At 54.3% G+C, this 17,694-nt stretch carries 18 protein-coding genes and 1 other annotated feature; of the genes, 9 read left to right on the top strand and 9 right to left on the bottom strand.

Annotated elements, in window-relative coordinates; translation table 11 throughout:
* Positions 1–218: 218 nt before the first annotated feature.
* The 6 genes from trpA to trpL all read right to left on the bottom strand — a co-directional run bounded on the left by trpA (position 219) and on the right by trpL (position 6,889).
* Positions 219–1,028, bottom strand: a complete 810-nt coding sequence (gene trpA / locus ACMWLG_RS16450) for a tryptophan synthase subunit alpha (protein ID WP_045404890.1) — start codon at positions 1,026–1,028, stop codon at positions 219–221.
* Entirely contained in the window at positions 1,028–2,221 is a 1,194-nt protein-coding gene (trpB, locus tag ACMWLG_RS16455) for a tryptophan synthase subunit beta (RefSeq protein ID WP_023312081.1), read from the bottom strand. The genes trpA and trpB overlap by 1 nt, the downstream gene beginning before the upstream one ends.
* Positions 2,222–2,231: 10 nt before the next feature.
* Positions 2,232–3,590, bottom strand: coding sequence for a bifunctional indole-3-glycerol-phosphate synthase TrpC/phosphoribosylanthranilate isomerase TrpF (gene trpCF, locus ACMWLG_RS16460; protein WP_045404888.1), 1,359 nt, complete (start codon positions 3,588–3,590; stop codon positions 2,232–2,234).
* Positions 3,591–3,593: 3 nt separating this feature from the next.
* On the bottom strand, positions 3,594–5,189 hold the full coding sequence (trpD, locus tag ACMWLG_RS16465) for a bifunctional anthranilate synthase glutamate amidotransferase component TrpG/anthranilate phosphoribosyltransferase TrpD (RefSeq protein ID WP_023312079.1): 1,596 nt from the start codon (positions 5,187–5,189) through the stop codon (positions 3,594–3,596).
* A complete protein-coding gene (locus ACMWLG_RS16470) occupies positions 5,189–6,751 on the bottom strand; it encodes an anthranilate synthase component 1 (RefSeq protein ID WP_045404885.1) in 1,563 nt (520 codons plus the stop codon). Before ACMWLG_RS16470 ends, trpD begins: the two co-directional genes overlap by 1 nt.
* A gap of 23 nt (positions 6,752–6,774) precedes the next feature.
* Positions 6,775–6,868 (bottom strand) — a sequence feature (Trp leader region).
* The gene (gene trpL / locus ACMWLG_RS16475) at positions 6,845–6,889 is read right to left on the bottom strand and encodes a trp operon leader peptide (RefSeq protein WP_071524153.1); all 45 of its coding nucleotides are present in this window, start codon (positions 6,887–6,889) and stop codon (positions 6,845–6,847) included. Its footprint overlaps the feature before it by 24 nt.
* A gap of 139 nt (positions 6,890–7,028) precedes the next feature.
* Here trpL and rnm point away from each other — a divergent pair, with 139 nt between their 5' ends.
* Positions 7,029–7,910, top strand: a complete 882-nt coding sequence (gene rnm, locus ACMWLG_RS16480; RefSeq protein WP_045404883.1) for an RNase RNM — start codon at positions 7,029–7,031, stop codon at positions 7,908–7,910.
* Positions 7,907–8,527 carry an L-threonylcarbamoyladenylate synthase gene (locus ACMWLG_RS16485; protein ID WP_023344334.1) on the top strand — a complete coding sequence of 207 codons (621 nt, stop codon included), beginning with the start codon at positions 7,907–7,909 and terminating at the stop codon, positions 8,525–8,527. Before rnm ends, ACMWLG_RS16485 begins: the two co-directional genes overlap by 4 nt.
* 266 nt (positions 8,528–8,793) lie before the next feature.
* On the opposite strand, the gene ACMWLG_RS16490 is transcribed toward ACMWLG_RS16485, so the two are convergent.
* The 3 genes from ACMWLG_RS16490 to ACMWLG_RS16500 all read right to left on the bottom strand — a co-directional run bounded on the left by ACMWLG_RS16490 (position 8,794) and on the right by ACMWLG_RS16500 (position 10,849).
* Entirely contained in the window at positions 8,794–9,054 is a 261-nt protein-coding gene (locus ACMWLG_RS16490) for a hypothetical protein (protein WP_045404880.1), read from the bottom strand.
* 391 nt (positions 9,055–9,445) lie between these two features.
* Complete coding sequence (locus tag ACMWLG_RS16495) at positions 9,446–10,465, bottom strand: major capsid protein (protein WP_045404877.1); 1,020 nt, start codon at positions 10,463–10,465, stop codon at positions 9,446–9,448.
* 12 nt (positions 10,466–10,477) lie between these two features.
* Complete coding sequence (locus ACMWLG_RS16500) at positions 10,478–10,849, bottom strand: hypothetical protein (protein ID WP_045404875.1); 372 nt, start codon at positions 10,847–10,849, stop codon at positions 10,478–10,480.
* Positions 10,850–12,821: 1,972 nt separating this feature from the next.
* On the opposite strand from ACMWLG_RS16500, the gene ACMWLG_RS16505 reads away from it, so the two are divergent.
* The 7 genes from ACMWLG_RS16505 to ACMWLG_RS16535 all read left to right on the top strand — a co-directional run bounded on the left by ACMWLG_RS16505 (position 12,822) and on the right by ACMWLG_RS16535 (position 17,660).
* Positions 12,822–13,247 (top strand): hypothetical protein, encoded by a 426-nt coding sequence (locus ACMWLG_RS16505; RefSeq protein WP_045404873.1) that lies wholly within the window; start codon positions 12,822–12,824, stop codon positions 13,245–13,247.
* 29 nt (positions 13,248–13,276) lie between these two features.
* Complete coding sequence (locus tag ACMWLG_RS16510) at positions 13,277–13,528, top strand: hypothetical protein (protein WP_045404871.1); 252 nt, start codon at positions 13,277–13,279, stop codon at positions 13,526–13,528.
* Complete coding sequence (locus ACMWLG_RS16515; protein ID WP_025653397.1) at positions 13,525–13,713, top strand: hypothetical protein; 189 nt, start codon at positions 13,525–13,527, stop codon at positions 13,711–13,713. The genes ACMWLG_RS16510 and ACMWLG_RS16515 overlap by 4 nt, the downstream gene beginning before the upstream one ends.
* Complete coding sequence (locus ACMWLG_RS16520) at positions 13,691–14,356, top strand: helix-turn-helix domain-containing protein (RefSeq protein WP_045404868.1); 666 nt, start codon at positions 13,691–13,693, stop codon at positions 14,354–14,356. The genes ACMWLG_RS16515 and ACMWLG_RS16520 overlap by 23 nt, the downstream gene beginning before the upstream one ends.
* Positions 14,357–14,433: 77 nt before the next feature.
* Complete coding sequence (locus tag ACMWLG_RS16525; RefSeq protein ID WP_045620492.1) at positions 14,434–15,000, top strand: hypothetical protein; 567 nt, start codon at positions 14,434–14,436, stop codon at positions 14,998–15,000.
* 171 nt (positions 15,001–15,171) lie between these two features.
* The gene (locus ACMWLG_RS16530) at positions 15,172–15,546 is read left to right on the top strand and encodes a hypothetical protein (protein ID WP_045404861.1); all 375 of its coding nucleotides are present in this window, start codon (positions 15,172–15,174) and stop codon (positions 15,544–15,546) included.
* Positions 15,546–17,660 carry a tape measure protein gene (locus ACMWLG_RS16535; RefSeq protein ID WP_226855170.1) on the top strand — a complete coding sequence of 705 codons (2,115 nt, stop codon included), beginning with the start codon at positions 15,546–15,548 and terminating at the stop codon, positions 17,658–17,660. Before ACMWLG_RS16530 ends, ACMWLG_RS16535 begins: the two co-directional genes overlap by 1 nt.
* The last annotated feature ends 34 nt before the right edge of the window (positions 17,661–17,694 follow it).

Genomic DNA, 17,694 nt, shown 5'->3' on the forward strand with positions numbered 1-17,694 from the left:
CTGTTCGTCGGAAAAACGCTTCTTCATGGGGATGTCCTCATGTGGCTTATGAAGACATTACTAACATCGGGGTGTACTAATCAACGGGGAGCAGGTCAAGGCATTCATCATTACTGGCCTGTCAATTGCGTTCTTAAATAGCAGCCCGCACGTCAGCAGCATGAAGAGTGATAACCCGGAAGGGTAACCGTCTGGCAGGAAGCCAGACGGTGGAAGGGTTATGCTTTACGCGTCGCCGCTTTCATTGCGGTCACAAACGCTTTCAGATCGGCCAGCATCTGCTCGGGCTTGTCCACGTTCTTTTCGATGATCTTCACAATCGCGGAGCCGGAGATGGCACCAGCCGCCTTCGCGTCAATCGCTGCGGTGACCTGATCCGGGGATGAAATCCCGAACCCCTGCAGCGGAGGCGCGGCATGGTACTCGGCCAGCTTCTCCACCAGATGATGCAGCGGCAGGGCGGCTTTATTCTCGGCACCGGTCACGCCCGCGCGGGAGAGCAGGTAGGTATACCCGCGTCCGTAAGAGGCAATCTGGCGCAGCAGTTCGTCATCGGCGTTCGGCGGGCAGATGAAAATCGGGGCGACGTTATGGCGCATCGCCGCCTGACGGAATGGCGCAGACTCCTCAACCGGCACGTCTGCCACCAGAACGGAGTCGACGCCCACGCGCGCGCACTCGGCATAGAACTCATCAATACCGCGGTTAAAGACCAGGTTGGCGTACATCAGCAGGCCGATCGGAATGGTCGGGTGCTTCTGGCGAATCGCCGCCAGCATCTCGAAGCACTGGGTTGGCGTCACGCCGGAGGCAAATGCGCGCAGCGTTGCGTTCTGGATGGTCGGGCCATCCGCCAGCGGATCGGAGAACGGAATACCCAGCTCCAGCGCGTCGGCCCCGGCTTCAATCAGGGTGTCGATAATCTTCAGCGACTGTTCCGGGCCCGGATCGCCCAGGGTGACGAAGGGAACGAACGCGCCTTCCTGGCGCGATTTCAGCTCTGCAAATACGTTATCGTAGCGTTCCATCAGATTTCCCCTCGTGCTTTCAGAATATCGTGAACGGTGAAGATATCTTTGTCACCGCGTCCGGAAAGGTTCACCACCAGCAGCTGCTCTTTTTCCGGGTTTTCTTTCATCATTTTCAGCGCGTGCGCCAGCGCGTGCGAAGACTCCAGCGCCGGGATGATCCCTTCGCTGCGGCACAGCGTTTTGAAGGCTTCCAGCGCTTCGTCATCGGTAATGGAGACATAGTCCGCGCGGCCGGTGCTGTTCAGATACGCATGCTGCGGCCCGACGGACGGGAAGTCGAGGCCGGCAGAAATAGAGTAAGACTCTTCAATCTGACCCTCATCGGTTTGCATCATCGGGGATTTCATCCCGAAGTAGATCCCCACGCGGCCATGCTTCAGCGGCGCGCCGTGTTCACCCGATTCAATGCCGTGACCGGCAGGCTCGACGCCAATCAGGCCCACGCTGGTGTCGTCGATAAAGTCTGCGAACATACCGATGGCGTTGGAGCCGCCGCCGACGCAGGCGATCACCGCATCCGGGAGGCGACCCTCTTTTTCGAGGATCTGCGCTTTGGTCTCTTCACCGATCATGCGCTGGAATTCGCGCACGATAGTCGGGAACGGGTGCGGGCCAGCCGCGGTACCGAGCATATAGTGTGCGGTTTCATAGCTGCCAGACCAGTCGCGCAGCGCTTCGTTACAGGCGTCTTTCAACGTCGCGGAGCCGCTGTGCACCGGGATCACTTCTGCTCCCATCAGACGCATACGGAAGACGTTCGGAGACTGACGCTCAACGTCTTTTGCTCCCATATAGATGCGGCATTTCAGACCGAGCAGGGCGCTGGCAAGCGCAGAGGCCACGCCGTGCTGACCCGCACCGGTTTCGGCGATGATTTCGGTTTTGCCCATACGCTTCGCAAGCAGCGCCTGACCCAGCACCTGGTTAGTTTTATGCGCGCCGCCGTGCAGCAGGTCTTCACGCTTCAGATACAGCGTGGTTTTGGTGCCTTCCGTCAGGTTGCGGCATTTGGTCAGCGCGGTCGGACGACCGGCGTAATTTTTCAGCAGGTCGGTAAATTCAGCCTGAAACGCCGGGTCTTTCTGCGCGCTGACAAACGCTTCTTCCAGCTGGCGCAGCGCGGGCATCAGGATTTGCGGGACGTACATCCCGCCGAACTCACCAAAATACGGGTTAAGTAATGTCGTCATCTTCTCTTCCTTAATATGCACGCAGAGTTTTAAAAACCGAGGCCAGCTTGCTGGCATCTTTGATACCCGGCTGGGACTCTACGCCTGAATTGAAATCGAGGCCTGCGCAGCTGGTTTTAGCGGCTTCTACGCAGTTATCCGGGCCTAATCCACCCGCCAGCAGGACGTTGTCCAGCTTTGCGCCGTTCAGCAGCGACCAGTCAAAACGCTGGCCGGTACCGCCCGGGCCGTTATCGAGGACGTATTTATCCACGTGGTTCAGGTTACGCGAGGGCAACGTATCGCCAACGCTTTGCGCTTTCCAGATCTGCACCTGTGGTGCCAGCGCGGCGCGCAGGGCATCGATATAGATCTGGTCTTCATCGCCGTGGAGCTGCACCGCGCTCAGGGATAACGCGTCGGCTTTTGCCGCAACGTCTGCAATATCTGCATTGCGGAAAACGCCCACGTAGCTGAGCGGAGCCGCTGCGATGACCTTACGCGCCTGCTCTACGCTGACCGCGCGAGGAGATGAATCCACAAAGATCAGCCCGCCATAAATCGCCCCGGCTTCATACGCGGCCTGAGCATCCTGTTCGCGGGTTAAGCCGCAGACTTTGTTTTCACCCAGCAGCACGCGACGCACAGCCGCATTGAGATCGTCATGTTCCATCATGGCGGAGCCAATCAGGAAACCGTTGGCGAAGTGGCTCAGCTCGCGCACCTGGGCGTAGCTGTTAATGCCGGATTCGCTGATCACCGTGACGCCAGACCCCAGACGCGGCGCCAGCTGACGCGTACGGTTAAGGTCAATGGACAGGTCGCGCAGATCGCGGTTGTTAATGCCGACCACTTTGGCTTCCAGCGCAATCGCGCGCTCCAGCTCCTCTTCGTTGCTCACTTCGGTCAGCACGCCCATATTCAGGCTGTGTGCCACGGCGGAAAGCTGGCGATACTGCTCATCGTCGAGCACCGAGAGCATCAGCAGGCAGGCGTCGGCCTGGTAAAAACGCGCCAGCCAGATCTGATACGGGTCGATAATAAAGTCTTTGCACAGGATCGGCTGCGGCGCGATGCCGCTGACGATGGGCAGAAAATCGAAGCTGCCCTGAAAATATTTCTCATCCGTCAGCACGGAGATGGCTGAAGCATGATGCTTATAAATGCCGGCAATACGTGCCGGATCGAAATCGTCACGAATAACGCCTTTGGAGGGGGACGCTTTTTTGCACTCAAGAATAAACGCGGTGCGCGTACCCCGCAGGGCGTCATAGAAACGACGGCTGCTCGGGACGACGTCATTCTGGAAACTGGCAAGCGGCTGCTGTTGCTTGCGGGCTTCCACCCAGATGGCCTTATCGGCAACGATTTTCGCTAAAACGGTCTGCATTCTTTACCCTCTTGCCGCAAGTGCGGTAACGCGATCGTAAGCTGCACCGGAGCGCAGTACATCCAGAACTTTTTGAACGTTGGCCTTCAGGTCTTCCTCACCGTGCAAACGCATCAGCATGGCGACGTTGGCAGCAACGGCGGCCTCATGGGCGACCTCTCCTTTACCTTGTAATAAGCGCGTGAGAATGTCACGGTTTTCTTCCGGCGTACCGCCAGCCAGCGCTTCCTGATGGTATGGCGCAAGGCCGAAGTCGGCAGCCTCCAGCTGATAGCTCAGGATTTCACCGTCGCGCAGTTCGGCCACCAGCGTTGGCGCATGAAGAGAAACCTCATCCATACCGCCGCTGTGCACCACGGCGGCACGCTGATAACCCAGCACGCGCAGCGTCTCGGCAATCGGCAGAACCAGTTCCGGGCTGTAAACGCCAATCAGCGCCAGCGGCGGGTGGGCCGGGTTGATCAGCGGGCCGAGCACGTTAAAAAGCGTGCGGGTTTTAAGCTGCTGACGAACCGGCATCGCGTGGCGGAAACCGGTGTGGTACTTCGGCGCAAACAGGAAGCAGACGCCCAGGTCATCCAGCGCTTCACGGGAACGCTCGGCGTTCATATCGAGGTTAATACCGAATGCGGCGAGCAGATCGGAAGAACCTGACCGGCTGGACACGCTGCGGTTGCCGTGCTTCGCGACCTTCAAACCACACGCCGCCGCCACGAAGGCGCTGGCGGTGGAGATATTGATGCTGTTACTGCCGTCACCGCCGGTACCGACAATATCCGCAAACTGATAGTCCGGGCGAGGGAACGGGGCGGCATTTTCCAGCAGTGCCGTGGCGGCACCGGCGATCTCCTGCGGGCTTTCGCCGCGCACCTTCATGCTCACCAGCGCGGCTGCAAGCTGCTCAGGCTTCAGCTCACCGCGAACCACGGCGGAGAAGAGCTGATGGCTCTCCTGCTGGCTCAGGGTCTGCGCCTGGTACAGTTTTTCCAGAATCGGCTGCAGGGTGTTGGTCTGCTCCAGCTTCTGTAACGCCCAGTCGAGCGTCTGCTCCAGCAGGCGGGCGCCATGGGAGGTCAGGATTGATTCCGGGTGGAACTGCAGGCCGCAGACGCGGTCCGCATCGTGGCGCACCGCCATCACCATACCTTCAAACGAGGCGTTGATAGTCAGCCCGGCGGGAATATTGCTGCCAACCAGCGAATGATAGCGCGCGACCGGGAGCGGGTTCGGCAGCCCGGCAAACATCGCCTGGCCGTCATGTTCAATGCTGGACGCTTTACCGTGCAGGATCTCACCCGCCTGGCCAACGTAGCCGCCGTAGGCTTCAACAATCGCCTGATGGCCGAGGCAGATGCCGACGATCGGCAGTTTGCCGCGCATGCGGGTCAGCAGCTCCGGCATACAGCCCGCTTCGCTCGGCGCGCCTGGCCCCGGGGAGAGCATCAGCACCGGGTTTTGCATGGTGGCCAGACGGTCAATCAGGGTCTGCGCCGGAACGTGGTTGCGGTAGATAACGACGTTGTGGCCATTCGCACGCAGCTGATCTGCCAGGTTATAGGTAAAGGAGTCGATATTATCGAGCAGCAGAATGTCAGCCATCAGAAAATCTCCTGTGCATGGTGTGCGGTAGCAATGGCGCGAAGGACCGCACGGGCTTTACTGCGCGTTTCGTCAGCTTCAGACTGCGGAACAGAATCAAGAACAATCCCGGCACCCGCCTGAACGGTGGCGATACCGTCTTCAACGTAGGCAGAGCGGATTACGATGCAGGTGTCGAGGTCACCGTGGGCGGTGAAGTAGCCCACCGCGCCGCCGTAGCTGCCGCGACGGCGTCCTTCGGCGGCAGCAATCAGCTGCATGGCGCGTACTTTCGGCGCGCCGCTGAGGGTGCCCATGTTCATGCAGGCGCGGTAGGCGTGCAGCACGTCGAGATCGTGGCGCAGCTCGCCGACCACGCGGGAGACCAGGTGCATCACGAACGAATAGCGGTCGACTTTGGTCAGGTCCGCCACGTAGCGGCTGCCGGGAGTACAAATGCGTGCCAGATCGTTACGCGCCAGGTCAACCAGCATCAGGTGCTCGGAGAGTTCTTTATGGTCGGTGCGCATCTCCAGCTCGATGCGGCTGTCCAGATCGCGGTCCAGCGAGCCATCGGCGCGGCGTCCGCGCGGACGGGTACCGGCAATCGGGTAGATCTCAATCTGACGGCTGGTGGCGTCGTATTTCAGCGAGCTTTCCGGCGAGGCGCCGAACAGCGTGAATTCGTTGTCCTGCATGAAGAACATGTACGGGCTTGGGTTACTCTTTTTCAGCACGTCGTAGGCTGCGAGCGGCGATGGGCAGGGCAGTGAGAAGCGACGGGACGGCACGACCTGGAAAATTTCCCCGGCGCGAATCGCTTTTTGCATCTGGCGAACCACGGCGCCGTACTGATCGTCAGTCTGGCTAACGTCGCAGGTCATTTTCTCCACGCGCTGCACCGGCAGCGCGGGTGGTGCTTCCGTCATCTGCTGCTGCAGCTGAGCGATGCGGTGCTCAAGACGGTTTTTCTCAGCGGCAGACGGCGTGAACAGGCTTGCCTGGATGCGGGTGTATTGCTTCTGGTGGTCGATCACCAGCAGCGTTTCAGCCAGATAGAAGCAATAATCCGGGCAGCGATTGCCCTGCTCGGTTTCCGGCAAATCTTCAAAACCGGCAACCAGGTCGTAAGCAAACAGCCCGCCGAAGAACATCGCCTCACGCTCGTCTTCCGGCACGGTGACCAGATTCTGCAGCAGGCGGAAGGCATCGAAAACGGACAGGGAGCAGAGGCGCGCGTCTTCGTCCAGCAGCTGGCTCACCGGCGGGAAATGCAGAATGCGCATTTCTGGATGACGTTCATTTTCAATGCCCGATGGCAGGGCGGCATCCAGCAGCGGCAGCAGCGATGCGCCATTGTCTGATAATGCCTTGATGGTGACAGTGTCACCTAAAGCGGTAATGCGCAGCGCGCTGTCGACCAGCAGCAGGCTCTTGAGATCGTCCTTGCTGTCAATATCCGCCGATTCCAGCAGCAGCGTTGCCGGACGTGCCCCGCACACCTGATGAAACAGCGCGGTCGGGTTGTGGCGATAGGCCGCCTCGCAGGTCAGCAGTTCGAGATGAGGTTTGGCTGTTTGCATGTTGTTGTTCTCATATTTTGTTCAAAAAAAAGCCCGCTGGGTAGCGGGCGGGTATCTGTTTGCATTTCGCAGACGCGTGACACTGCCCGAAGATCAGGAAGTGCGCCACCAGCCGTGAAGAGCGAAATGTGCTGTCATTTTCAGATACCTTTCTCGTGTGAACTTTCGTACTAGTTAACTGGTTCGGTGGCAAGTTGTCAACCCTTGATTTCAGAATTTCGCGTTAAGTCGGTATCATGGTGTTTTCGGATGTCTCCAACCTGTTATGGGAAGTGCTTTGAGCGATACCACCTACGCCATTATTTATGATTTACACAGCCATACTCAGGCCTCTGACGGCCTGCTGACACCCGAAGCCCTGGTTCATCGCGCCGTTGAAATGCGCGTCGGCACGCTGGCGATAACCGATCACGATACCACTGATGCCATTCCGGCGGCGCGCGCAGAGATTGCCCGCAGCGGGCTGGCGCTGAATCTGGTGTCCGGCGTCGAGATCTCGACCGTCTGGGAAAACCATGAGATTCATATTGTTGGCCTGAACATCGATATAGACCATCCGGCACTTACGGCATTTTTGCAAGAACAAAAAACGCGCCGCAATCAGCGCGCAGAGATGATCGGCGAGCGTCTGGAAAAGGCGCATATTCCGGGCGCGCTGGAAGGCGCGCAAAAAATGGCGAATGGCGGGGCGGTCACCCGCGGTCATTTCGCCCGTTTTCTGGTCGACGTGGGCAAAGCGACGAACATGGCGGACGTCTTTAAAAAGTATCTGGCACGCGGTAAAACCGGATACGTTCCGCCACAGTGGTGTACAATAAAACAAGCTATTGATGTGATTCATCATTCTGGTGGTAAGGCCGTGCTGGCCCATCCTGGGCGGTATAATCTTTCTGCTAAATGGCTGAAAAGGCTGCTGGCACACTTTGCCGAATGCGGTGGCGAGGCGATGGAAGTCGCCCAGTGTCAGCAGGCGCCCAACGAGCGCGCGCAGCTCGCGACCTATGCCCGCCAGTTCGGCCTGCTTGGGTCACAGGGCTCTGATTTCCATCAGCCCTGCGCGTGGATCGAACTGGGGCGCAAGCTCTGGTTGCCCGCTGGCGTTGAGCCGGTCTGGCAGCTCTGGGAACAGCCGCAGCAAATTGAAGAGAGGGAAGTATGAGTCAGTTTTTCTATATCCATCCGGATAACCCGCAGCCACGTCTGATCAACCAGGCCGTGGAGATCGTCCGCAAAGGTGGCGTGATTGTCTACCCGACCGATTCAGGCTATGCGCTGGGCTGTAAAATTGAAGATAAAGGGGCAATGGAGCGCATTTGCCGTATTCGCCAGCTGCCGGACGGCCATAACTTTACTCTGATGTGCCGCGATCTCTCTGAGCTGTCGACCTATGCGTATGTTGATAACGTGGCGTTTCGCCTGATTAAGAACAACACGCCGGGCAACTACACCTTCATCCTGAAGGGCACGAAGGAAGTACCGCGTCGTCTGCTGCAGGAGAAACGCAAAACCATCGGTATGCGCGTGCCGTCGAACCCGATTGCGCAGGCGCTGCTGAAAACCCTCGGCGAACCGATGCTTTCTACCTCGCTGATGCTGCCCGGAAGTGAGTTTACCGAGTCCGATCCGGAAGAGATCAAAGATCGTCTTGAGAAGGTGGTCGAGCTGATTATTCACGGCGGCTATCTCGGCCAGCAGCCGACCACCGTGGTCGACTTAACCGAAGATGCACCAGAAGTGATTCGTGAAGGCGTGGGTGACGTAAAGCCTTTCTTGTAAAGGTATAAGCAGATATACTACGCGGCCATCAAAGCAGGGCTCAGCCCTCTTTTGACCTGATTCGACGCCTGTGAAGGCGAAAGTAATTTTGTGATTTTTCTTTTAAGTGATTGAAAGTAATGAATTTAATAATTCTTTGATTTTGAGAGAAGATTGATTTGTTACAGTCATTTTGCCATCCAATTACTACAGTTAGATCACGGTAAAGTTGTACACGTATAAAAAAAGGCCATTCGCATTTCGAATGGCCTTTTTTGCTGAATGGACTACTTGCTGAGAAGAGGGGCGTAATAGGTTTTCTCGAATGCCTCAACTAATGCCTCAAACATTGAACGACCGTTTAATGGTATGTCGAATTCACCTTGTGAGCATTTAATGTGCAAAGGATCACCAGAAGTCACAATCATGCCGCCATCTACACAAGACGAAAAGACCAGAACCCCCTGAACAACACTCTTGATCTCTTTGTTTTCAAGGATGGCGTATGCCATATCTTCGGACAATTTTTTTATTAGTTGATTACTCATTTTATTTCCCTTTATGAACTAAAAACAGTTCGATGATAGTAACTTAAACATCTTATAACATGCAAAAAGGCCGACCCGTTAAGGCCAGCCTCTTTAAAATTCAATATGTTACTTACTTCTTAGGCGCTGTTTAGCGATCATAACGTTAAGCGCGTATTCAAAGCCGTGTTGCTTTTCCAGGCGGCTAAAGATCACGTTACACAGGCCCAACTCTCTGCACAGTGCTTTACGGTTTACGACTTCCGCCGCGCCAGATACGTACACGGCCCCGGAGCCAGGTATATTAATTGTAACTTTGATATGTCACCTCAGTGTAAAAGTAAAAATGAATATAACCGGAAGAGATAACCCCCAGCCGATACCCAAAGGGCGCGACCGGGGGAAATGTGCATTACTTCAGCTTGACGTTCAGCATGTAGTTCGGGCGCAGGTTCAGAGGAATGAAGCTCGCCTCTTGGTGAACGGTCACCATGCCGTAACGGTCAGTCATTACTTTCTGGTAGTAAGGGCTGATCACACCTTTAGCGGCAATATCCTGATTACGGGATGCTGGGCCATGTACCAGTTTGAACGGGTTACGATCTGCTGTATTGAACTTAGGAACGAACAGGCCGGAACCTTCTTCGATTTCGTAGCGGTCATCGTCCGCCAGAATGAAAGTAATGTTGCCAATGCTGAAGGAGTCATAACCCGCGGTGTTAACCGGGATCAGAGCGCCTTTTGCAGCTTCCGCCACTTTGTTGGTGATCAGGCTGGTTACTTCCGGGTGGCTCGCCAGTGCGTCATACAGATCCGGGGAGCAGAAGACAAAGAAGCGATCCAGATAAGAGCGGCTCGCGCCGTACTCTTTAACCAACATGCGGCGAATCTTCGCAAGCTGTGCATAGACGTTAGCGCCTGCTGATCCGTCGAGGTCGAAACTCAGCGGGGCGGTGCCGAATACCGAATTAAAATCCACATCGCCCGAATCCGTTTTAGCCGCTTTGGCGGACTGTTTGAACAGGGCACGGGCCAGTGTGCTTTCAACTGTTTCCAGATGATAGTTACGCATACGGATAGCTTTATCAGCAATAACAGAGGTGATCGCCTGAGCCTGATCCGGGTTAGCCGGGCTTACCAGGCCTTGCCAGTCAGCGGTTTTTACATCCGCCTCAGTGGCATAGTGTGGGATCTCCTGGTTACGCAGGATGGTTTTATCCATCTTGATCGCGTTAACTTCGGTGCCATAACGGGCAACCTGTTCCAGTTCGCTAACCTGAGTTTCCACAATATCCACAATCTGGGCGTTTGGAGTGGTTGAGTTAACATCGGAGAAGATACCCAGATCAGTGATCAGGTAATTACCTGCTGGTTGATCTTTGATCGCCGCTACAGTGTCCAGCTTTTCAAACTGTTTAAAATCAATAGCCATTGTGTGATTTCCTTATGCTTTGAAGTAATCGGCGTTGATAGCCAGGCGAATATCACCGGAGGCTGTCAGCGCTTCCAGTGCGGCTTTTTTGCTCGCGGCGTCTTTAGCACGTAGGGCAAAATCGGTAATCACAACATGGCGATCCACGATAACCAGCGTTTTGGGCTTGCCATCGGCGGACATATTGGAAAGGTTAATGATCGGCTTGCCAGCGTCAGCGGCGTCAGAGTCGAACAAGGCAAAACTTTTGCCGTCCAGAATATCGCCACAGAAGACGTCAGCCGGGAGGCTTGGGGCGGTTACTTCGGTGCGGTCAAACAGGCTGGAGGCGTAATTCACGATTACGTCACCTTGCGTTACCGGGTAGCGCTCGGAAGTTTTCATAAAGGTTTTCCTTATGGAGGGTTTTAGACGTGGAGAGAGTCCACAGGGTGATCCGGCTTTGCACCGGATATAAGGACCGCCAGAGAGGGCAATCCGAATTGTTGGAAGATGGGAGGCCGTGGATTGAATAGAAGAGGGCGGCTTCCTCGCCGCCCTTTCTAATCTGGCTCTCTCTCACCCTCGCAGGGTGGGGGGAGGTGTAAACCTCTTTTTTGTGGTCACTCACCCGCCAGCGTCACGGGAGCAACCGCCAGCCGATGGGCAAATAACCACAAAAAAGAACCTGGAAGGAGACACCGGGATGAAGGCGATGTAACTTACTGTCTGATCACTTGTTTTCCTGTGTAGCCTCAGAGCCTTACATGATTTGCTTTCATGGTTCAGCAAAGAAGCCACAGAGGAAAACGGACGCCTGAAATACGCCCGGAAACCATCGAAGAAAATCAATAGTTTATCGTTGCAACTGGGGAACCACCCCCGGCCCAACTGAGACCCCGTGGAGGGTCGCTACAATCGAGGAGATCGCTTGTATTCTGAAGAGCCGCAGTCTAAGAGACTTTTAGCGACGCTTTAGAATAGGGCCTGTGGAGCAAGCCCTATGATTAGAGGCGTTTTGAATCGTAGGAGAAACTACAATCGGCGGAACTTGAGGAGAGGACCGCACACAAAGCATTCTGGCAAGTGGAGTTGAAAGAACACTTTGGGTGAGGGCCGGGGCGGGGGAGAAGTCCGCCCGGCTCACTCAGTACAGACCCACAGGGGCTGGCTAAAGCACACGTTAATGAAAGTTCTGTACAGGTGCGGGGCGGTAAGCTGCAAAACGGCGATTTCGACATACTCACCACATCCCACACCATGTATATTAGTTTAACACGAATGATTATCATTTGCAATAAAAATTAATTGCATTGTGTTGATTGGTGTGTTATATGATAATGTGGGTAGATCTTGCGGCTGGTACGGAGGAGCCACGCAGGAGAGGGGCGGGAGCATCCCACAGGTGCCATGGGAGAGCCTCCACGGGGTTTTAATGGGGTAAGATGATAAATAACCTTGCCGCAGTGGTGGACGCGCTGGAGAGCTTTACAGAAGGTTGGAGAGGGTGGAGGGATTATTGATTGATAATTGAACAGGGACGTGTCCCAAAAGGCACACAAGAGTATATAACTACATAAAACCTCGCTACGCTCGCCCCCCGGGCTACGGTTTTATTGATCTTATATTATAACTTCATTCAATAACTAATTGTTTGCACAATTAATTATTTCATTCGTTATAATCTGTTCTTAAAACCTTCTCGCCCTTCCGGGCTTACCAGGTTTTAGGCCGTTGGCCTGTTTTCCACAGTGTGGAGTCTCGCCTGTGTGGCTCACTCCAGGGGAGGGGGGTCATATTGACCCCGGTAGGGGGTTCAGGCTGGACCCGGTAGGGGGTTCACATTGGACCCCAATAATACTAATCATAAGACTAACCCATAACACTAACCCCAGGGGCCAGGTCAAGATCTTTAAGGGAGTGTTAGAGATTGATTAATGGTTAAGTGATTTGTCTCTTTGGACAGGCTACGCCCAACGGGTTAGCCTCCTTTTGGGCAATGCAGAACAGAAAGCGCAACGCGCCTTTCTTTTCTGCCTTTGGGAAACACCGGAACGATGTGAAGGTGACATCTGGGCGGCGGGGTCCCGGCCCGGTACAGCGTACAGAACCACAAGCAGCAGGAATCCCCTAAACGCGCCGCTATGGCGCTTTCTCATACGTAGACAGGGAAACGCCTTCTAAACGCCCTGCGCCTCACTGAGGGCGTTACAGAGGCTTTCTATGCCTCTAGCACAATAATCAACTGAGCGCAAGATAAAACAAGAAAGTTATTGCGAATCATTGTCAAATAGTGTAAAATAGATATTGTGATGAGGAGATTAATGATATTTTAAATATCCCCATCATACTATAACCAACCCGAAAGGAGATTGCAATGAGTATTTACCTTGATGTTGAAAAAATGGTTGATCGTGTCGATCAGCGTGATTTGACCCGTAAGACCCTGACAGAAACCCGTAGCCGAATGAAAGCCGCCGGACGTATGAGAGAAGTAGAAGCGATTACGCAGGCACTTGAATTGACCAAATCCAGCGCCTCCGGCGTTATGCGACAGTCTCAACGTATCGCGGCAAAGGTCACCGAGATGGACGCAGAGAAAGCACTTGAAGTTAAAGCAGCCGTTTCGCTGTTCGCTTCCAAGTCTACAGACATGCAAGCCTCCATCGTGATGGCGTTCCAATCTCTCTTCGAAGCTAAAGGCGTCCCGATGGAATATGACGAAGTGATGGCCTTTATCATGCTGCAAGCGGCGGATCAGTTTGAGCGTATCACCGGAGAGTTGCCCGTTATCGTTCACTAATTATTCATTTACTTTTTGGAGAGGAAACAATGAGCAAATATCAGCCTTATGTTGATTTGAGTGATTCCCCTGTGCTGTCAGCGTATGCACAGCAGATGATCAACCAGTTGGAGCCGACTTTGTATAGCGACATTTACGAAATGTTGACGCAGGTTAGCCCCTCCCAAATGGTGACGATTGGCAACCCGGCTATTACCGCCCCGGCGTCATGGTGGGGTGATTGGTTCGGCCTCAACCTCACCGCTGAAGACATCGCAGAATTAAAGGAGATTTGCCTGTGAGTAAAAACAAAGAGTTGGGGATCAGCTTCGATCCCTATGTTATGGAGCAGCTTTTCGCGTTGGCCTCCACCCGTGAACATGGCAGCGTTCACACCATTGTTAAGAAAGCCGTTAGCCAGTACCTGAAAACCGTTAATTCCATCTCTGTTAAGGATTCCCAAAATGACAGCAGCCGCAGTAAATAAATCTGGTTTTGTAATGTTGGAAAATGACCTCCTGAATATTGAGAAGGTCGCCGGAAAAACTTTCACCGGGAACATGAAAATCACTTACAGCCTGATCCAAGGCTTTGAGAAAAACGGGCAGATCGCCTATTTCTCCCGCGCCACTCTGGAGCGTTATCTCGGGGCCTCCCGCTCTACTGTGAAGCGACTTGTAAACGAGATGGTAGAGATCGGACTGATCCAAAAGGTGGAGAGAAAGCAGGGCGAAACGATAGAGTGGCGCACCTGCCCGATCACCCCGGAAATGGTGGGAACCCCTGAAGCCGCCAAACCTGAAGTAACCAAACCAACCGCAGCACCCCGACCCGTGGAGACCGTAGAGAATGCAGGAAGTAACCAGCCTGGAATTGTTAAGTGTGGATCTGACAGCGTACATAGAAGCCGCCCGGCGTCGCCTGGAGCTTCTCCTGTGGACCACAGCGGGGGCGCTGTTCGTCCCGCTTCTGTCCCTGTGCCAGTAGAGCAGGGGGCCGCAAACGATGATTTACGCAACCCTGTTATTAATTTTGTGGCTGGCTCTAATGTGATGATGGTCAACGGCTTGCCTGTTGAATATTTGGAGCCAGAAGAAAGCGCCATTGATCAGTTTGGTGATGCTTTCTAAAAAGTCTGCAATTGATTTCCCACAAGTAACACTCTACACCAAACACCCGCCGTTTACAACCCTTTGGAGAGTCTCGCATGAATAACTTTATCACCACTAAATTCAACGCCTTAACCTCTGAAGAGGAAGCCGCAGTAAATGCACTGGCGGAGAAATTAGCAGCAAACAAGCCCCGTCGGATTATGGATGAGAGCCATTTAACCCCGGATCAAATCCTGAAGATCAAGCGGGCCTGTATTCAGGGCCACAGCGCTAAAGCCATCCAAGCGGCCTTTAACGTTTCGTTGGCCTATGTGCTGAGAGTAAAGCGCTCCCACAACCCTATGAAGTACCAGAAGACCCCGCTCACCTTGCCAGAAAAGGCAGTGTTGGCCCAGCAGATGGACGCCGATAATTTGAGCGTGGATAAAATGGCGGAACTTCTGGGGATCAACAGTAAGATGGTCTCCCTACTTCTTACCCAACCTTCACCCTATTACCTGGTGGAGCAAATGCTCCCGTATGACCAAGTTTTACAGAACCTCCGCAGCGCCCGCTACGTGGAAAGCCCTGTATACAAAAAAGGGACGAGTATGCGCCGTGTGCGACTGATCGTTTCTGAAGCTCGTCAGCAGGCCCGCCAGGCAATCATTAAATCCCGGTAATTATGTCCAACCCAACGGAATGGGACCTAAAGGATTACTTAGGTTCCAAACTGGTTAAGCGTCAGACAAGACTCTCTAACTTTCTCGCCTCCCTCCTCTATATCCCCTTTAAGCCCGCTTCCCTCCTCCTGTGGGTAGTGGTAATCACTTTCATTATAAGGACTCTCTCAAATGCACCCCTTTGAACTACTGAAACGCCAGCTTGACGAAATGGCGAAATCCCGCCAGGTAGAGCAGGCCAAAGAGGAAGCCGCCGCCCGTGAACTCCGCAAGGCACAGGCCGATCTGTCACTGGATGAGGCTATCGCTCTGTACGGTACACAGTTGGAAGCCTCCACAGAGGCCGCAGACAGCGCCCAGAAGGGCCGCACCATTAAGAGCCGGGGAATTGCTCTGTGTCACAAGGATCAGGGCTACAGCGCCAACGGTCGCCCGGTCTCTCTCCTGACCAAATCCGCAGACCTGCCAGCAGGTCACCGCCGGGTAATCATCAACAAGGCAGCAGGGCGCACCCTGAAGGCTATCAATCTGGAAGGGGCTGAATAATGAGCGGTAACGTGATTATTACCAAGACCGTCAATAGAACAGTTTTTACTGTAGATTCAGCGAGTTACAGAAAGATCGTTGACCGTATCAAACAGGTGGGGAAAGAGTGGGATAAAGTCTCCTCTAAAATGAAGCCTCTACGGATGAAATTTGAGGAAAACGCCTACACCAAGATCCGCCGGAAACAGCAGGACGCCGCCGCAAAAGCAGCACTGGCAGAAGCCAAAGCCAAAGCGGCAGCAGAAGCCAAAGCAGCCAAAGCACAGATCGCAGCGGAGCGCAAACTCCAGACAATCCGAGCTAAAGCCATCCGCTTTAATACCGCAGCGGCTAACGCCAACGTGACCCCGGCCCAACGTGCCGGACACCTTCAGGAGTTTGGACAGCTTACCCGCCAGTATCACGCCGGGTCTATGGCATTGCAGGAATATAACGCCCGTGTGTCACGCCTTCAGCAAACCATGCGCCAACAAGGCCGGGTAGGCATGAGGGGAGCAACAATCCCGGTAACCGCCAAAGTAAACAAACTGGATACCTCCATGATCGAGGGTGCAGGCGGGGCGATCACCTTAGCGGCTACCGTTGCGCTCTCCGGCAAGATCATGACCACCGGACAGGATTTTGAATCCGCTATGTCTGGTCTTACAGCGATCACCGGTTCCACAGAGAAAGCCGCTAAAGAGTTTGAGTATCTCAAAGAACAGTCCAACCGCTTGGGTTTGGATTTGCTTAAAACATCCAAGGATTACACACAATTTGCGGCCTCTGTTGGGGATAAACTCCCTAAAGACCAGATGCGATCCATCTTTGAGGGTGCCAGTGAATGGGGCCTTGTAACTGGTGCATCCGCAGATGAGCAATCACGTGCTTTGAAATCGCTCAATCAAATGATGTCTAAGGGAACGGTAATGAGTGAAGAACTCAAAGGCCAGTTGTCCGAAGCTCTCCCCGGTTCTGTGGGTCTGTTCGTTAAGGCTCTTAACGACATGAAAGGCGTTACCAACCTGACAGAGAAAGATCTGTTTAAGTTGATGGAAGACGGGAAGCTGTTCTCTAAGGACATCCTCCCACACGTGGCTAAACAGATGAAGGGAGCGGCCCGGAACGGCGGAGCACTTGACAAGGCTATGAAGTCCAACCGGGCATCATGGCAGCGCCTCAATACCAGTATGCAGAACGCTATGAATGTTTTCTTTACTTCTGGCTTCGGCAACGAATTAACCAACGCTTTCGACTCAATCAGCGCCGCTATTGACGGGTCTGGAGGAGCCTTTGAGATGTTCGGGCATATCGCCGGGAAGATTGTTGAAGGTGCCACAGATGCGTTTACAGAGTTGCATGACACTGTGATCCTGACCTTCCGCATTATTGAGTATTACGCCGCCAAAATGGGGATCAGTGGGGAGCAGATCAAAGCCTGGGGGGAAATGGCAGCATACGCCGCCGGGGTGGCTTTGTTCGCTGGCTCTGTTTACAAGTTGGGCGGGGCTTTCAAGTGGGTTCTCACCATGCTGAACCCTCTTACCAAACTGTTGGGAGTCATGAAGGGGATCGCCGCTATTGGTGGCATTGAAGCCGCTTCTGAAGCTCTGGGGGACGGTAAGCCAGGTAAAGACGGTAAACCGGGCAAACCTGGGAAGAATACCAAACCGATCGGCGCGGGCCGTGGCGTTAACTTTGGTCTTCCGGCAGTAATCGCCGCTGTATCTCTGAATGACCGCCTTGATCAGATTCAGGCAGACCCGGAAGCGTTTAAGCGCAACGTGCAGGAGAATAGAGACCGTCCAACCTTGTGGACCGACATCATGGAGGCTTTCTCCGGTAGTTGGTACGAAAAGCAGCAGAACGCAACCCAGCAGGCAGCACAGACCGCAGCACTCGATCAGACTGTTCGTGTTGCTGTCCCAACCTTCACCCCACCAGACGCAGCGACGCTAACCAAAAACGGGTATGGAAATCCACTGATGGCCCCGCCAGCGTGGCTAAACCAGCCGCTTAACGTGAACGTTAATGTGAAGGTGCAAGACGGACAAGTGAAAAACCTTGTGCAATCTGAGATTGAACGTAGTGAACAGGCGGCATTTAACATGCTTATGCAGGGCGGGCCTAACTAACTGCCCATACAAAAATGGCTCCTCTAGTGGGAGC

The sequence above is a fragment of the Enterobacter sp. 01-M-02-SI-ECC genome (assembly GCF_047530595.1).
Classification (GTDB): Bacteria; Pseudomonadota; Gammaproteobacteria; order Enterobacterales; family Enterobacteriaceae; genus Enterobacter; species Enterobacter cloacae_M.

What these genes read in the sequence shown, in the direction of transcription:
- ACMWLG_RS16510 (WP_045404871.1), top strand. Translation starts at nt 13,277, where the DNA reads ATGAGCAAATATCAGCCTTATGTTGATTTGAGTGATTCCCCTGTGCTG.
- ACMWLG_RS16490 (WP_045404880.1), bottom strand. Translation starts at nt 9,054, where the DNA reads ATGAGTAATCAACTAATAAAAAAATTGTCCGAAGATATGGCATACGCC.
- ACMWLG_RS16530 (WP_045404861.1), top strand. Translation starts at nt 15,172, where the DNA reads ATGCACCCCTTTGAACTACTGAAACGCCAGCTTGACGAAATGGCGAAA.
- ACMWLG_RS16520 (WP_045404868.1), top strand. Translation starts at nt 13,691, where the DNA reads ATGACAGCAGCCGCAGTAAATAAATCTGGTTTTGTAATGTTGGAAAAT.
- ACMWLG_RS16500 (WP_045404875.1), bottom strand. Translation starts at nt 10,849, where the DNA reads ATGAAAACTTCCGAGCGCTACCCGGTAACGCAAGGTGACGTAATCGTG.
- ACMWLG_RS16485 (WP_023344334.1), top strand. Translation starts at nt 7,907, where the DNA reads ATGAGTCAGTTTTTCTATATCCATCCGGATAACCCGCAGCCACGTCTG.
- trpA (WP_045404890.1), bottom strand. Translation starts at nt 1,028, where the DNA reads ATGGAACGCTACGATAACGTATTTGCAGAGCTGAAATCGCGCCAGGAA.
- ACMWLG_RS16525 (WP_045620492.1), top strand. Translation starts at nt 14,434, where the DNA reads ATGAATAACTTTATCACCACTAAATTCAACGCCTTAACCTCTGAAGAG.
- trpB (WP_023312081.1), bottom strand. Translation starts at nt 2,221, where the DNA reads ATGACGACATTACTTAACCCGTATTTTGGTGAGTTCGGCGGGATGTAC.
- trpD (WP_023312079.1), bottom strand. Translation starts at nt 5,189, where the DNA reads ATGGCTGACATTCTGCTGCTCGATAATATCGACTCCTTTACCTATAAC.
- ACMWLG_RS16470 (WP_045404885.1), bottom strand. Translation starts at nt 6,751, where the DNA reads ATGCAAACAGCCAAACCTCATCTCGAACTGCTGACCTGCGAGGCGGCC.
- ACMWLG_RS16505 (WP_045404873.1), top strand. Translation starts at nt 12,822, where the DNA reads ATGAGTATTTACCTTGATGTTGAAAAAATGGTTGATCGTGTCGATCAG.
- ACMWLG_RS16495 (WP_045404877.1), bottom strand. Translation starts at nt 10,465, where the DNA reads ATGGCTATTGATTTTAAACAGTTTGAAAAGCTGGACACTGTAGCGGCG.
- trpCF (WP_045404888.1), bottom strand. Translation starts at nt 3,590, where the DNA reads ATGCAGACCGTTTTAGCGAAAATCGTTGCCGATAAGGCCATCTGGGTG.
- ACMWLG_RS16535 (WP_226855170.1), top strand. Translation starts at nt 15,546, where the DNA reads ATGAGCGGTAACGTGATTATTACCAAGACCGTCAATAGAACAGTTTTT.